The sequence below is a fragment of the Kitasatospora sp. NPDC057940 genome, from assembly GCF_042887425.1.
Lineage (GTDB): Bacteria > Actinomycetota > Actinomycetes > Streptomycetales > Streptomycetaceae > Kitasatospora.
Genome location: NZ_JBHVPH010000032.1, coordinates 1 through 14,839 on the forward strand (window position 1 = coordinate 1; position 14,839 = coordinate 14,839).

Consider the following 14,839-nt stretch of genomic DNA (forward strand, 5'->3'; position numbering starts at 1 on the left):
CCGCCGGGCCGAGCGGCGCGGCGCCCGGGTCGCGGCCGGCGCGGCCGAGCTGCGGCTGCGCCTGGCCGACCGGATCCGGCACGGCCTGGCCGACCAGTCCACCGCCGGGCCCTGGGAGGAGGTCGCCGCCCGGATGGTCGACGCCCAGGCCCCCGGCCTGGCCACCCGGGTCCGCGAACTCGACACCGCCCCGCAGGACCGGCTCCTGGAGGAGTACGCGATGCTGCACCTGCTCGCCACCGCCGCCACCCGCGTCGACGAGCTGCCGGCCGAGCTGGCCGCCACCGTCCGCACCCGGGTCGGCTACCCCACCGACACCGCCGAGATCCTGGCCGGCCCCACCGTGCGCGACCGCTGGCAGGTGCTCGGCAGCCGCGACTCCGCCGACGAGCGGCTCACCACCCGCCGGGTCTGGCTGCGCGGCGCCAAGACCGGCCGCCCCGCCCTGCTGCTCGCCTTCGGCCGCCCCGGCCAGGCTCCCGACCTCGCCCTGCCCACCGGCCACCTGCTGGAGGCCGACCTGGCCTTCCACCCCGGCGCCCGCCCGCTGCGCGCCGCCCTCGGCACCCGCTACGGCGCCCCCGGGCCCGGCCCGGCCGGCCCGCCCGACGGCCTCACCGTCGCCGAGGCGGTGGCCGGCTACGGCACCGCCGTCGCCGACGACCCGTGGCTGGACAGCTGGCCGACCGTCCTCGCCGGCGCCGTGCCCGTCCGCACCCCGGACGGCTGGTACCTGACGGACGGCCACCACACCCTGCCCGTCCGCACCTCGGCCCTCCCGGAGGCGGCCCTGTGGCGGCTGGCCGCGGTCTCCACCGGCCGCCCGCTGACGGTCTTCGGCGAGTACGGCCACCAGGGCTTCGCCCCGGTCACGGCCTGGGCCGGCCACGACCGCCCGATCGGCCTCACCACCGTCCAGGGCCCGGCCTGATCCACAAGACACGCCCGAGCACAGTCAGGAGCATCGAAGATGACGATCACCCAGGACCCGTGGGAGACCCTGCACACCACCGCCCTGCTCGGCACCGACCGCCGCCCGCTCCCGGCCACCGCCCTGCCGCTCGCCGACACCGTCGACCAGGCCGACCCGGCCACCGCGCTGCTGGAGCTGGCCGCCCTCGCCACCGTCCGCCGCCGGGCCGGCGCCCTGCCCGTCCCCACCGCCGGACCGCCCGGCCCGCCCTCGCCCGAGGACGGGCGCCCGGAGCTGCCCGCGGCGGCCGCCCGCCGGCTCGCCGTCCTGCTGGCCGGCCGGTCCGGCGGCAGCGGCGGCGCCACCCTGGCCAACCTCGCCGAACTGCTCCCGCAGTGGCTCGCCACCGCCCGCGCCCGGGGCCTGCGCCCGCCCGGCGCGCTGATACCCGGCCTGCTCGACGCCGCCCGCGCCCGCAGCGAACTGCGCTCCGACGCCGTCGCCCTGGCCGGACCGCTGGGCCGCTGGCTGGCCGAGCAGAACCCCGACTGGCGCTTCGTGCTGCGCACCGCCGCCCCCGATCCGGCCGAGCAGCCCGGCGGGCCCGTCGACCACCAGCTGTGGCACGAGGGCCTGTTCGCCGAGCGGGTCACCCACCTCACCCTGCTGCGCCGCCGCGATCCGGCCGCCGGCCTGGAACTGCTGAGCGGCACCTGGTCCACCGAGCGCGCCGAGGACCGGCTGCTCTTCCTGGACGCCCTCCAGGACGGCCTCTCCGCCGCCGACGAACCCTTCCTGGAGGCCGCCCTCGGCGACCGCAGCAAGAACGTCCGCGCCACCGCCGCCGAACTGCTCTCCACCCTGCCCGGCTCGGCCCTCGCCCGGCGGATGGCCGAGCGGGCGGGGGCCGCCGTCCGCCTCGCCGCGACCGGGACGCACCTGCTGGTCACCCCGCCCGCCGAGTGCGACGCGGCCATGCAGCGCGACGGCATACCGCTCAAGTCCCCCACCGGGCGCGGCGAACGGGCCTGGTGGTTCGGCGAGGTGATCGCCGCCGCACCGCTACGGCTCTGGCCCGAGAGCACCGGTCTGACACCCGAGCAGCTGCTCGCCCTGCGGGTCGGCGACAGCATCGACGAGACCAGCAGCAGCTGGGCCGACGACCTGCGCGAGGCCTGGGCGCGCGCCGCCGTCCGCCAGCACGACGCCGACTGGGCCCGGGCGCTGCTCGGCCCGGCACCCGCACTGCCCGCCCGCGGCGCCGGACGGGCCCGCGCGCCCCGTGTCACCGGCGCCCCCGCCAAGCTGCTGGCCGTCCTCCCGCCCGAGGAGCGGGCCGCCTGGACGGCCGCGTTCATCGAGGTGCACGGCCTGGGCGAGGCCTTCCAACTGCTCGGCGCCTGCGGCACGCCGTGGACGCCGCCGCTGTCCACCGCCGTGGTGACGGCGCTGGCCCGCGCCGCCGGCTCCGGCGCGTACCCGTGGAGCCACAGCGGGGTGCTCGGGATGACGGAACGCGCGCTCGCCCCGGAGACGGCGGCCGCCGTGGAGGAGCTGGCCGCCGGGGCCGCGCCCGACTCCGCCTGGTCGGAGACCTTCGCCCGGCTGGCCGGGACGCTGCGCTTCCGGGCCGCGATGCTCGCCGAACTCGACGCCTGACGCCCGCTCTCGAAGCGGCGGGGCGACAGAACAATGGGACGGGCCGGCCCCGCCGAAGCATGGGCCGGCCCGTCCCGCACCGTCAACCTCAGCCTGCCGCCCGCAGGTTGGCCGCGACCCAGGCCACGACGTCCCGGGTGGACGTGCCCGGGGTGAAGATGTCCGCGACGCCCATCGCCTTGAGCTCGGCGATGTCGTCGTCCGGGATGATCCCGCCGCAGAAGACCTTGATGTCCGCCGCGTCGCGCTCCTTCAACAGCTCCAGCACCCGTGCGCACAGCGTCATGTGGGCACCGGAGAGGATCGACAGCCCGATGCCGTCCGCGTCCTCCTGGATCGCGGTGTCGACGACCTGCTCGGGCGTCTGGTGCAGCCCGGTGTAGATGACCTCCATACCGGCGTCGCGCAGGGCACGCGCAATGACCTTGGCGCCACGGTCGTGACCGTCGAGCCCCGGCTTGGCGACCACCACACGGATCGGCCCCGACACACTCATGACTGCCTCCTGGACCTCGTCGTCCACCATCCGACCGGACCTCGCGGGCCACGGGTGCGGTTAACGGTCAATAACCAACCTGAGGGGAGGTTAGCGCCACCCGGCCCGGTTGGCCGCGCCACCTCCCAAGAGGAGGGCAAAGTCACAGCCCCCGGCCTTGCTACCAGTGGGTATACCCGTACACCCGTCCACCGCACAGACCCCCGGCCGACCTCTTGACAACCGGAGGTTTTTCCGGGGCGTCGGCCTTGCGGATACAGTCTCGGCTGTTTTCTCCCCGCTTCCCCGGTACCACTTCCCCCCGCCGATTTCCCCGCCGCTCCCCCTGCCCGACGACGCGCCCCAGGCCCACCGAGGAGGCAGCCCCCGATGGCTCCCGACGCAGCCGCCCGCCCGACCCGTGCGGAGCTGCGCCTCGCCGCCCGCGAGCAGTCCCGCGCCCAGCGCCGCGGCGCCGCCAAGGCCGCCACCAGAACCGCACTGCTGCGGGTCGCGCTGCCGTCGGTGGCCGCGCTCGGGGTCGCCGCCGCGGCGGCCGTCACGGTGCAGAACGAGGCCGATCAGCACGCCCAGGCGGCCGGCCGGACGGCACGGACGGCGGTCGACGCCCCGGGCACCCAGGACAGCCCGAACGGTCCGGACAACCCGGCCGACGGCGGCGCCGAAGCCGCCAAGACGGCCGCCCGGCAGGCGGTCGCGGCCGGCGACCCGGCCCAGGCCTCCCGCGGTGACGCCCGCCAGCCGCTGGCCGGCGCCCAGCCCGCCGACGCCCAGGGCACCCCGGACGCACAGCCGAGCGCCGAGCCCGTCAAGCCCAAGGTGGTCATGCCGGTCGCCCGGCACGGCCTCGGCGAGCTGTTCGGCGAGGCCGGCACCCACTGGGCCAACCGCCACACCGGCATCGACTTCCCGGTGGACGGCGGTTCCGAGGTGATGGCCGTCACCGACGGCACGATCCGCACGCAGTGGAACCCGTCGTACGGCTACATGACGGTGCTGAAGATGTCCGACGGCACCGAGGCCTGGTACTGCCACCTGCGGGCGTACAAGGTCCGCAAGGGGCCGGTGAAGCAGGGCGACGTCATCGCCTTCGTCGGCAGCAGCGGCAACAGCACCGGGCCGCACCTGCACTTCGAGATCCGCCCGGCCGGCAGCGGGCCGGTCGACCCGCTGCCGTGGTTCCTCGCGAACGGGCTCGACCCCCGCTAGGCCCGGTCCCGGGAAATGCTCTAGAGCTTCTCCACCGGCGCGTAGCGCAGCAGCAGTTGCTTGCGGCCCTCCGAGCCGAAGTCGACCGTGGCCTGCGCCCGGTCGCCGACGCCGGTGACGCCCACCACCGTGCCCAGCCCGAAGGTGTCGTGGGTGACCCGGTCCCCGACCGCGAGCGAGACGGCGTCCCGCTCGACGACCTGGCCGCCGCGCCGCGCCGACTGCCCCCAGCCCGCCTTCGGCTTCGACGAGGCCGACGAGCCCGAGAAACCCGAGGAACCCGAGGAACCCGAGGAGGAGCGCGAACCGCCGCCCCCCGACGAGGACTTGCCCCAGGACGACCCCGAAGAGAAGCCGCGCGCGGCCGGCGCCTGCGCCGCCCCCGTCCGCTTCCACTCCACCAGGTCCTCCGGGATCTCCTCCAGGAACCGCGAGGCCGGGTTGTACGCGGGCTGCCCCCAGGCGCTGCGCAGCACCGAGCGGGTCAGGTAGAGCCGCTGCCGCGCCCGGGTGAGCCCCACGTAGGCGAGCCGCCGCTCCTCCTCCAGCTCCTTGACCTGGTTGAGCGCCCGCATGTGCGGGAAGATCCCGTCCTCCATGCCGGTCAGGAAGACCACCGGGAACTCCAGGCCCTTGGCGGTGTGCAGGGTCATCATCGTGATGACGCCCCGGCCCTCCTCGTCGTCCGGGATCTGGTCGGAGTCGGCGACGAGCGCGACCCGCTCCAGGAAGTCGGGGAGCGAGCCGACCGGCGGGGTGCCCTCCTCGTCGGCGTCGGGCCGCTCGCCCGGGTCCTGCTCGTACTCCAGGGCGACGGAGGCGAGTTCCTGGAGGTTCTCCACCCGGGTCTCGTCCTGCGGGTCGGTGGAGGCCTGGAGTTCGGCCAGGTAGCCGGTCTCCTCCAGGACGGCCTCCAGCACCGCGGCCGGGCCCGCGCCCGACTCGACGACCTGCCGCAGCCCGGCCATCAGGACGTTGAACTTCTTCACCGCGTTGGCCGAGCGCGCGGCCATCCCGTACGCCTCGTCGACGCGCAGCAGCGCCTGGGCGAAGGAGATCCGCTCCCGCGCGGCCAGCGCGTCGACCATCGCCTCGGCCCGCTCGCCGATGCCGCGCTTGGGCACGTTGAGGATCCGGCGCAGCGGCACGGTGTCCTCCGGGTTGGAGAGCACCCGCAGGTACGCCAGGACGTCCCGGACCTCCTTGCGCTCGTAGAAGCGCACCCCGCCGACCACCTTGTACGGCAGGCCGACCCGGATGAACACCTCCTCGAACACGCGGGACTGGGCGTTCGTCCGGTAGAAGATCGCGACGTCGCCGGGCTTGGCGTCGCCCGCGTCGGTGAGCCGGTCGATCTCGTCGGCGATGAACTGGGCCTCGCCGTGCTCGTCGTCCGCGACGTAGCCGACGACCTTCTCGCCGTGCTCGCCGGCCGTCCAGAGCTTCTTCTCGCGCCGGTTGGCGTTGCGCTCGATGACGGCGTTGGCGGCGCTCAGGATGGTCTGCGTGGAGCGGTAGTTCTGCTCCAGGAGGATCGTGGTCGCGTTCGGGTAGTCCTCCTCGAACTGGAGGATGTTGCGGATCGTCGCGCCGCGGAAGGCGTAGATCGACTGGTCCGCGTCACCGACGACGCACAGCTCGGCCGGCGGCACCTCGGACAGGCGCCCGGCGGCCGGGTTCACGAACTCCCCGTCCACGGTGCGCTTCGGCGCGGCCGCGACGGATCCGCCGCTCAGCTCGCGGACGAGCATGTACTGGGCGTGGTTGGTGTCCTGGTACTCGTCGACCAGGATGTGCCGGAACCGGCGCCGGTAATGCTCCGCGACGTCGGGGAAGGCCTGGAGCAGGTTCACCGTCGTCATGATGATGTCGTCGAAGTCCAGCGCGTTGGCCTCGCGCAGGCGCCGCTGGTAGAGCGTGTACGCCTCGGCGAGCTTCTTCTCCATCGGGTTGGCGGCCTGGTCGGCGAAGGTCTCCTCGTCGATCAGCTCGTTCTTCAGGTTGCTGATCTTCGCGGTGAAGGACTTCGGCGGGAACTGCTTCGGGTCCAGGTCGAGGTCGCGGCAGACCAGCGACATCAGCCGCTGCGAGTCGGCCGAGTCGTAGATCGAGAAGCTGGAGGTGAAGCCCAGCACCTTGGACTCGCGACGCAGGATCCGCACGCACGCGCTGTGGAAGGTGGACACCCACATCGCCCGGGCCCGCGGGCCGACCAGCGCCTCGACGCGCTCGCGCATCTCGCCGGCGGCCTTGTTGGTGAAGGTGATCGCCAGGATCTCGCCCGGCTGCACGCCGCGGGCGCCCAGCAGGTGGGCGATCCGGTGGGTCAGCACCCGGGTCTTGCCGGAGCCGGCGCCGGCCACGATGAGCAGCGGCGAGCCCGCGTGCAGCACCGCCTCGCGCTGCGGGTCGTTCATGCCCTCCAGCAGCTGCGCCGGATCCACCACCGTGCGGGCGGCGCCGTTGCGGTACCAGGCGTCCCGCGCGGTCTCGGCGGCGTGGTCGGTCTGGAACAGCCCCTCCGGGATCGCCTCCTCGTAGGCCTCGTACGGGGCGTCGTCCTCGTACGGCGGGGGCTCCTCGTCGAGGGGCACGGCGGGCTGCTTCGACCCGGCGGCGGGTGCCTCGAAACCGGGGAGCGGGAGGTCGTCAAAGAGGCTACTCATGGCACTCCGAGTCTATGGCCACCCACCGACAAGCCCGCCCGGCCCGGAGGAACCGGACCGGGCGGGCTCGCGACCGGGGCGCCCGACCAGGGCGCGCAACCGGGGCTCAGACCAGGCGGCGGGCGGTGGCCCAGCGGGTCAGTTCGTGCCGGTTGCTCAGCTGGAGCTTGCGCAGCACGGCGGAGACGTGGCTCTCGACCGTCTTCACCGAGATGAAGAGCTGCTTGGCGATCTCCTTGTACGCGTAGCCGCGCGCGATCAGGCGGAGCACCTCGCGCTCGCGCTGGGTGAGGCGGTCCAGGTCCTCGTCGACCGGCGGGGTGTCGGTGGCGGCGAAGGCGTCCAGGACGAAGCCGGCCAGCCGGGGCGAGAACACCGCGTCGCCGTCGGCGATCCGGAAGATCGCGTTGACCAGGTCGGTGCCGGTGATGGTCTTGGTGACGTAGCCGCGCGCGCCGCCGCGGATGACGCCGATCACGTCGTCGGCGGCGTCCGACACCGACAGGGCGAGGAACTTGACCCCGCCCTGCTCGCCCATCACCCCGGCCGAGCGCCGCAGCACCTCGACACCGCCGCCGCCGGGCAGGTGGACGTCCAGCAGCACCACGTCCGGCCGGGTCTCGGCGACGACCCGGACCGCCGACTCGACGTCGTCGGCCTCGCCGACCACGTCGATGCCGGTCGCCTCGGTGCGGCCGATCTCGGCCCGGACCCCGGTGCGGAACATCCGGTGGTCGTCCACCAGGACGACTCTCGCGGTGCGCTCCGGCGCTGCCTCAGTCATTCGTTCTCTCCATCTCCAGCTCGACCTCGGTCCCGCCGTCCGGCGCGGGCCGCACCCGTGCGGTGCCGCCGTTGCGCTTCATGCGGCCGATGATCGACTCCCGTACGCCCATCCGGTCCTCGGGCACCGTGTCGGGGTCGAAGCCGGGACCGTGGTCGCGGACGAACACCGACACCGTCTTCCCCTCCACCTCGGCGTAGACCTGGACCGGTCCCCCGCCACCGTACTTGGCCGCGTTGACGGTCGCCTCCCTCGCGGCCTGCATCTGGGCCGCGATCCGCTCGTCCATCGGGCAGTCGCCGACGATCACGACCTCGACCGGGACGCCGTGCCGGTCCTCGACCTCGGCGACGACGGCGCGCAGGCTCTCCGCCATGGTGTCGGGCGCGGCCTCGGCGGCGGCCTCCGGGCGGTACAGCCACAGCCGCAGCTCGCGCTCCTGGGCACGGGCCAGCCGCAGCACCTCCTTGGGGTCCTCGGCCCTGCGCTGGATCAGGGTCAGGGTGTGCAGCACCGAGTCGTGGACGTGCGCGGCGATCTCGGCCCGCTCCTGGGCGCGGATGCGCGCGGTGCGCTCGGCACCGAGGTCCTGCCACAGGCGCAGCCCGTACGGGCCGAGCAGCACCAGCACCCCGGCGAGCACCGCGAGCGAGGCCTCGACCACCGAGCCGAGCGTCGAGCCGCTGCCCTGCATGACGAGGAAGGCGATGGTGCCGGCCACCACGAGCAGCACGCCGGCGCCGACCCGGGTGTAGGCGCCGCGCCGCTTGTCGCCCTCCTCCAGGCCGAACCAGCGCTGCCAGCGCGAGTCGTCGGCCTGCCGCCAGACCAGCGCGACGCCGACGCCGATCGCCAGCAGCGGCCAGGTGTACGGCTTGGCGGTCTGCAGGCCGAGCGCGTTGAGCAGGGCGGTGATGCCGATCACCATCATCACCAGGGCGGCGAGCTGGCCGAGGCCGCCCTGCCCGGTCTTGCCGCCCGCGCCGTCCTCCCCCTCCGCGGGGGCCGCGGCCGGCTCGCCCTGGAGGGCGTGCTGGAGCAGTTCGCGCAGCCGGCCGAGCCAGCCGCCGCGGCCCTTGCTCAGCGCGCCGCCCGGCTGCTGCCCCGACCCGGTCGGGACGAAGGTGCCGTTGACGTACGTCCAGTGGGCGGCGCCGCGCTGCGCGGGCTCGCCGATGCCGATCGGCACCACGAACCAGAACGCCGCGTACAGCAGGGTGCCGATCCCCTGCGCGAAGAACAGCAGCACGAACGCGAGCCGCACCCACCGCACCGGGAGCCCGAGGTGCACCGCGAGCCCCTGCGCGACGCCGCCGAGCATCCGCCCCTGCGGGCTGCGGTAGAGCCGGCGGTACGGCGGCCGTCCGCCGTCGGGCGCGGTCGGGTCGGTGCCGCCCGCCGGCACGGCGTCGGGGGCGAGGGATCGGGGGTCGGAACCGGGTGCTGCCACGCCACCGATGGTTCCACGCCCGCGCACGCGGACGCATCAGGGTGCGCCCCTGACCCCTTCTCAGGGACAAGTCAGGGTCCGGGCAGGGCTCGCACCGGTTGGGCCGGACCGGGGCAGCCGGGAGGATGGTGCCCATGACCGACGACCACCGCATCCAGGAGACCGGGCCCGCCGCCCCGCCGGAACCGGACCGCCCCCCGCTGACCAGGACCGAGCACCACCGCGTGGTGGCCGGCGTCTGCGGCGGCCTCGGGCGGCACCTGGACATCGACCCGGTGGTCTTCCGGGTGGTCACCGTGGTGCTCTGCCTCTCCGGCGGCCTCGGGCTGTTCCTGTACGGCCTGGCCTGGCTGATCGTCCCCACCGAGTCGGTGCCGGACGGCCGGGGCGGCACCCGGCACGGGCGCACCGAACTCCAGCGGGTGCTCACCGGCCGGGTGGACGGCCAGTCGGTCGGCGCGGTGCTGCTGGCCGTGATCGGCACCGGGGTGTTCTTCTCCTCGATGGGCGAGGACGACCAGCTGTTCCCGCTGCTGCTGCTCGCCGGCCTGGTCTTCCTGGCGGTGCGCTACGACCCGGACCGCCGCCGCGGCCGGCGGCGCCGGCGCCGTGGCGGCCCGTACGACCGCCACTACCCCGACGGGGACCAGTACGGCCCGTACCCGTGGTCCGGGCCGGAGGACGACGAGGCCGCCCGCGCCCGGCACGCGGCCGAGCGCGCCGCCGGAACGGTGCCCGCCGACTCCCCGGCCCCCGGCCCGACCGGCTACCTGTGGGACCCGCGCCACCCCGAGCGCAACCCGTACGGCGCCGGCCCCACCCCGCCGTTCGGCACCCCGGTGCCGCCGGCCGGCGGCCCGGCCCAGCCCTGGTGGCAGCGCGCCGACCTGCCCGCGGGCGACCCGCTGCGCAAGGACGGCCCGCCCGGCCGGCCCCGGCCCGCCGCCGTCCGGCACCCCCGGGAGCGGTCCGCGCTCGGCTTCTTCGGCCTGCTGCTGGCGATCGGCGCGGGTGCCGCGGTCTGGTCCGTCTCGGCCGGCCACACCGACGTCACCGTGCTGAGCGCGACCGTGCTGGCCACCGCGCTGCTGGTGATCGGCCTGACGCTGCTGCTCGGCGCGAAGTTCGGCCGGGCCCGCAAGCTCGCGGTGACGGGCCTGCTGCTCACCCTGGCGCTGGTCTTCGTCGGCCACTCCCCGAACTCCATGCGCAACGCCGTCGGCCAGCGCGACTTCACCGTCGTCACCTCGGCCGAGCTCCACCCCCGGTACGCCCTGGGGGCCGGCGAGCTCCGGCTGGACCTGAGCAGGCTCGACCCGGCCGGGAGCACCCTCACCAGCAAGGTCGAACTCGGCGTCGGCGAGCTGACCGTCATCCTGCCGCCGGACGTGACGGTGAACCTGGTGGCCCAGGTGGGCCTCGGCGACGTCTCCACCCCCGGTGAGCGCAACAACGGCACCGGCCGCCACACCTACCTGCTGTCACCCGGCAGCGGTCATCAGTCCAAGGGCACGTTCGACCTCGAACTCGCGGTCGGGATCGGCAACATCAAGGTGGTCCAGTAGTGAGGAAGCACCGGCTCGACCTGTTCTCGCTGATCGCGGGGGCCCTGTTCAGCACGATCGCGGTGGTCTACCTGGTCGCGGCGCTCAACGACCAGGCGGTGAACGGCCGGGTCGTCATCCCGGTCACCTTCATCGTGCTCGGCCTCGGCGGCCTGGCCGGCGCGGTCGCGGCGGTCGCCCGGCGCGGCCGCACCGACCGCCCGGACTGACCCCACCCGGTCGGGCTCAGCTCTGCAGCGGCCCGAGGTTCAGCTTGTCGCCGTCCCGGGTGACGGTGTACTTCGGCAGCGGCTTGACCGCCGGCCCGTTGACCACCGCGCCGGTCGCGGCGTCGAACCGGGAACCGTGGCAGGGGCAGTACAGCTGGCCGTTCTTCGGGGCGTCGACCGCGCAGCCGGAGTGGGTGCACACCGCGGACAGGCCGCAGTACTGGCCCGCCTTGGGCTGCACGATGTAGACGGCGTCCCCGGTGGCCGGGTCCTTGACCTGGGCCGAGCCGCCGACCGGCACGCTCGCGGCGGCCACCGAGGGGGCCGGTCCGGACTGCGCCGGGGTGGCGGCCGGGGCCGCGGACTGCTTGGGCGCGGAGTTCTTGGCCCGGCCGAAGGTCCGGGTGAGCGAGCCGGTGAGCAGCCCGGCGCCGCCGATCGCGACGGCGGCGATCCCGCCGTCCACCAGCGCCCGGCGCCTGACGCGGTCCTCGCCCAGCCCGCGCCCCCGGTCCCGGCCGGCCCGCCGGGCGAGGTAGCCGTCCACCGACAGGTCCGGGGTGCCGGCCAGCAGCAGCGGCGTCCAGGCCATCAGGTAGCCGAGGTCGTTGCCCAGGTAGTAGGGCGAGACGCTCCAGCTGATGGACAGCCAGAGGCTGAGGTTGATCAGCACGCCGCCGAGCGCCGCGACCCGGCCCCAGAGGCCGAGCAGGGTGCCGAGGCCGACCGCCAGCTCGCCGAAGGCGACGGCGAGCGCGAACAGGGTGGGCGCGTCCAGGGCGGCGCCGAGCAGGAAGGAGATCGGGCTGCCGCCCCTGGCCGCCTGGGTCTGCGAGACGAACGACGCCGGGTCGGCCGCCCCGGCCAGGTAGTGCGCGTCGGACAGTTTGTCGAGGGCGGCGTACACGAAGGTGACGCCGAGGAAGAGCCGCAGCGGAAGCAGCGCGTACCGGGACGCGGACGCCCGCCACTGCGCCGCCCGGTCGGCCAGGCCGGCCGCTCCCCCGACGCCCGTTTCCCCGTCACCCGCCACGGAGTTGCCGGCCTCCGACATCGCTCACACCTTCCCTCGCGGCCCGCCACTCCCTGACAGGTCCGGTCCGCATTCTGCCCGCTCCCGATCGCTTTCGGTGGGAGGTCCCCACCCGGGCGGCGACCGCCCCACCGCGAACGGCCGCGCCGCCGCTCCCTGGTACGGGAACGACGGCACGGCCGTTCAACAGCGGCTCAGCGGCCGGCGGGAGTGCTCACTCCCACTCGATGGTGCCCGGCGGCTTGCTGGTGACGTCGACGACGACGCGGTTCACGTCGCGGACCTCGTTGGTGATCCGGGTGGAGATCTTGGCCAGCACGTCGTACGGCAGGCGCGACCAGTCGGCGGTCATGGCGTCCTCGGACGAGACCGGGCGCAGCACGATCGGGTGACCGTAGGTGCGGCCGTCGCCCTGCACGCCCACGCTGCGCACGTCGGCGAGCAGCACGACCGGACACTGCCAGATCTCGCGGTCCAGGCCGGCCGCGGTCAGCTCCTCGCGGGCGATCGCGTCGGCGTCGCGGAGCAGGTCCAGCCGCTCCTGGGTGACCTCGCCGACGATCCGGATGCCCAGGCCCGGGCCCGGGAACGGCTGGCGCTGGACGATCTCGTCCGGCAGGCCCAGCTCCTGGCCGACCATCCGGACCTCGTCCTTGAACAGCTTGCGCAGCGGCTCGACCAGCTGGAACTGGAGGTCCTCGGGCAGGCCGCCGACGTTGTGGTGGGACTTGATGTTGGCGGTGCCGGTGCCGCCGCCGGACTCCACCACGTCCGGGTACAGGGTGCCCTGGACCAGGAAGTCGACCGACTCGCCGTGCTCGCCGGCCTCGGCGACGATCTCGGCCTGGGCCTGCTCGAAGACCCGGATGAACTCCCGGCCGATGATCTTGCGCTTCTCCTCGGGGTCGGTGACCCCCTTCAGCGCGCTCAGGAAGCGCTCCGCGGCGTCGACGACCTTCAGCTGCACGCCGGTGGCCGCCACGAAGTCCTTCTCGACCTGCTCGGTCTCGCCCTTGCGCATCAGGCCGTGGTCGACGTACACGCAGGTCAGCTTGGAGCCGATGGCCTTGTTGACCAGGGCCGCCGCGACCGCGGAGTCCACGCCGCCGGAGAGGCCGCAGATCGCGCGCTTCTCGCCGACCTGGGCGCGGATCAGCGCGACCTGCTCCTCGACCACGCTGCCGGTGGTCCAGGTCGGGGCGATGCCGGCGCCGCGGTAGAGGAAGTGCTCCAGGATCTGCTGGCCGTGGTCGGAGTGCAGCACCTCGGGGTGGTACTGGACGCCGTAGAGGCGGGCCTCGTCGTTCTCGAAGGCCGCGACCGGGACCACCGCGGTGGACGCGGTGACGGTGAAGCCCTCCGGGGCGGCGGAGCAGGCGTCGCCGTGCGACATCCACACCGAGTGCTCCGCCGGAACGCCCTCGAACAGGGTGGAGCCGGTGCGGCTGACGGTCAGCGGGGTGCGGCCGTACTCGCGGGCGCCGGTGTTGTCGACCGTGCCGCCGAGGGTCTTGGCCATCAGCTGGAAGCCGTAGCACATGCCGAAGACCGGGACCCCGGCCTCGAAGATCGCGCGGTCGAGCTGCGGCGCGCCCTCTTCGTAGACCGACGACGGACCGCCGGAGAGGATGATCGCCTTCGGGTTCTTGGCGAGCATCTCGGCGACCGGCATGCTGCTCGGCACGATCTCGCTGTAGACCCGCGCCTCACGCACCCGACGGGCGATGAGCTGGGCGTACTGGGCGCCGAAGTCGACCACCAGGACGGTGTCGTTGTCCGGCGCGGACTGGACGGGAATTGCAGAGGACACAGACGGCCTTCCGGCAGCGGTACGAGAGGTGTCACACCGAACCGCTTCCCCGGCGGGGGCCGCGGCGGCGACGGGTGGGGGTGTCTGGACACCGATTCTACCGGGCTGTCCGGTTTCACTCGTCTGCCCGTCCAAACGACCGTGACCGGGCGGGGCCGCCTTTCGTTGCTTCAGACGACCGTACGACCGCGCCGCGCCCGCCAGACGCGCCGCCTTCGCCCCGGCCAGGGGCGCCGCCGTACGGCCTGTAGGACCACGCGTGGAGCTTCATCCCAGTCCACCGGCGCATGTGGCACCGCCGCCCCGGCCCCGCCGGGAGCGCGGTGCCGTGGGACCGTGCGCGGGTGCCGCGGCCGGACAGCAGGGGACAGCGACCCCGGCCACGACTGGACCGAGAGGTGGGACGGCCGGTCCCCGGGGACGCCCGGGCCGGTCGTCGCACCCCCCCGTCGCGAGCCGGGCACACCCGGGCGCACACCCTTTCCCGTCCCGCGCCGCTACGCGCGTCCCCGTGCGCCGCAGCCACCCACACCACTACGCACCGTGATCATCGACGCCTCGCGTCGGCCCCTGCCCGCAACCGCCCGACGGGGCGGAACGAGGCCCGCACCCGCACCGGGGCCACACCGGGGAGTCGGCACCCGCACCAAAATGCGCTGGGCCGAACTGTGCCGAATCGGTTGCAGAGCAAGCCCTTCGTCCAGCACGATGCTGCGTGGAAGCGGTTCTCCCGGCGGCCGGCAGGCTCATCGCGGAGACCCCGACCGCTGCCGCCGCACCGGGCGACAGCCCCGTACGTCACCTCACGCTCCGTGAGCGAAGGCCCGGCGCAGACCTGCGCGCCGACCCGCCGCACCGCGAGCGTGCGCGCTCCGCGCCACCGGCCACCCACGCCGGCCCGCGACGGCGCGACCCCTGAGCCGACCGACCCGACGGCGCCCCTCCCCCGGCGCCGTCACCCCCAGCACCGGCGCAGCCCTGACGCCGCGTGCTGAGCGACAAAGGGCCCCGTTCCCCCGCGGGGCCCTTTGCCCTGTCCGGGCCG

At 74.5% G+C, this 14,839-nt stretch carries 11 protein-coding genes; 5 read left to right on the plus strand and 6 right to left on the minus strand.

What is annotated here, in order from left to right; genetic code table 11:
• Together ACFVTF_RS32885 and ACFVTF_RS32890 are read left to right on the plus strand one after the other, a co-directional pair.
• Positions 1 to 931 (plus strand): SWIM zinc finger family protein (locus ACFVTF_RS32885; RefSeq protein ID WP_387817773.1); only part of this gene is annotated, 931 nt, incomplete at its 5' end.
• Between the two features lie 39 nt (positions 932 to 970).
• Positions 971 to 2,572 (plus strand): DUF5691 domain-containing protein, encoded by a 1,602-nt coding sequence (locus ACFVTF_RS32890; protein ID WP_387817774.1) that lies wholly within the window; start codon positions 971 to 973, stop codon positions 2,570 to 2,572.
• Positions 2,573 to 2,660: 88 nt separating this feature from the next.
• Here ACFVTF_RS32890 and ACFVTF_RS32895 read toward each other — a convergent pair whose 3' ends face one another.
• Positions 2,661 to 3,068 (minus strand): cobalamin B12-binding domain-containing protein, encoded by a 408-nt coding sequence (locus ACFVTF_RS32895; RefSeq protein WP_063351339.1) that lies wholly within the window; start codon positions 3,066 to 3,068, stop codon positions 2,661 to 2,663.
• Between the two features lie 369 nt (positions 3,069 to 3,437).
• Between ACFVTF_RS32895 and ACFVTF_RS32900 the strand changes: the two genes are divergently transcribed.
• The gene (locus ACFVTF_RS32900) at positions 3,438 to 4,277 is read left to right on the plus strand and encodes a M23 family metallopeptidase (protein ID WP_387817775.1); all 840 of its coding nucleotides are present in this window, start codon (positions 3,438 to 3,440) and stop codon (positions 4,275 to 4,277) included.
• A 20-nt stretch (positions 4,278 to 4,297) separates the two neighbouring features.
• On the opposite strand, the gene pcrA is transcribed toward ACFVTF_RS32900, so the two are convergent.
• From pcrA to ACFVTF_RS32915, 3 genes are all read right to left on the minus strand, one after another.
• Positions 4,298 to 6,943, minus strand: coding sequence for a DNA helicase PcrA (pcrA, locus tag ACFVTF_RS32905; RefSeq protein ID WP_371518463.1), 2,646 nt, complete (start codon positions 6,941 to 6,943; stop codon positions 4,298 to 4,300).
• Between the two features lie 106 nt (positions 6,944 to 7,049).
• Positions 7,050 to 7,727: a response regulator transcription factor gene (locus ACFVTF_RS32910; RefSeq protein ID WP_350877187.1), complete on the minus strand. Its 678-nt coding sequence runs from the start codon at positions 7,725 to 7,727 to the stop codon at positions 7,050 to 7,052.
• Positions 7,720 to 9,132, minus strand: a complete 1,413-nt coding sequence (locus ACFVTF_RS32915) for a PspC domain-containing protein (RefSeq protein WP_371522787.1) — start codon at positions 9,130 to 9,132, stop codon at positions 7,720 to 7,722. The genes ACFVTF_RS32910 and ACFVTF_RS32915 overlap by 8 nt, the downstream gene beginning before the upstream one ends.
• A 179-nt stretch (positions 9,133 to 9,311) precedes the next feature.
• On the opposite strand from ACFVTF_RS32915, the gene ACFVTF_RS32920 reads away from it, so the two are divergent.
• Complete coding sequence (locus ACFVTF_RS32920; protein ID WP_387817776.1) at positions 9,312 to 10,742, plus strand: PspC domain-containing protein; 1,431 nt, start codon at positions 9,312 to 9,314, stop codon at positions 10,740 to 10,742.
• Positions 10,742 to 10,951 carry a hypothetical protein gene (locus tag ACFVTF_RS32925; protein ID WP_371518459.1) on the plus strand — a complete coding sequence of 70 codons (210 nt, stop codon included), beginning with the start codon at positions 10,742 to 10,744 and terminating at the stop codon, positions 10,949 to 10,951. The genes ACFVTF_RS32920 and ACFVTF_RS32925 overlap by 1 nt, the downstream gene beginning before the upstream one ends.
• A gap of 16 nt (positions 10,952 to 10,967) precedes the next feature.
• On the opposite strand, the gene ACFVTF_RS32930 is transcribed toward ACFVTF_RS32925, so the two are convergent.
• Both ACFVTF_RS32930 and guaA read right to left on the minus strand, forming a co-directional pair.
• Entirely contained in the window at positions 10,968 to 12,005 is a 1,038-nt protein-coding gene (locus ACFVTF_RS32930) for a ubiquinol-cytochrome c reductase iron-sulfur subunit (protein WP_387817777.1), read from the minus strand.
• 193 nt (positions 12,006 to 12,198) lie between these two features.
• Entirely contained in the window at positions 12,199 to 13,794 is a 1,596-nt protein-coding gene (gene guaA / locus ACFVTF_RS32935) for a glutamine-hydrolyzing GMP synthase (protein ID WP_387817778.1), read from the minus strand.
• Between the last annotated feature and the right edge of the window lie 1,045 nt (positions 13,795 to 14,839).

Excerpts from the sequence above, each read along its gene's own strand:
- ACFVTF_RS32895 (WP_063351339.1), bottom strand. The coding sequence starts at position 3,068 with ATGAGTGTGTCGGGGCCGATCCGTGTGGTGGTCGCCAAGCCGGGGCTC.
- pcrA (WP_371518463.1), bottom strand. The coding sequence starts at position 6,943 with ATGAGTAGCCTCTTTGACGACCTCCCGCTCCCCGGTTTCGAGGCACCC.
- ACFVTF_RS32910 (WP_350877187.1), bottom strand. The coding sequence starts at position 7,727 with ATGACTGAGGCAGCGCCGGAGCGCACCGCGAGAGTCGTCCTGGTGGAC.
- ACFVTF_RS32930 (WP_387817777.1), bottom strand. The coding sequence starts at position 12,005 with ATGTCGGAGGCCGGCAACTCCGTGGCGGGTGACGGGGAAACGGGCGTC.
- ACFVTF_RS32920 (WP_387817776.1), top strand. The coding sequence starts at position 9,312 with ATGACCGACGACCACCGCATCCAGGAGACCGGGCCCGCCGCCCCGCCG.
- ACFVTF_RS32900 (WP_387817775.1), top strand. The coding sequence starts at position 3,438 with ATGGCTCCCGACGCAGCCGCCCGCCCGACCCGTGCGGAGCTGCGCCTC.
- ACFVTF_RS32890 (WP_387817774.1), top strand. The coding sequence starts at position 971 with ATGACGATCACCCAGGACCCGTGGGAGACCCTGCACACCACCGCCCTG.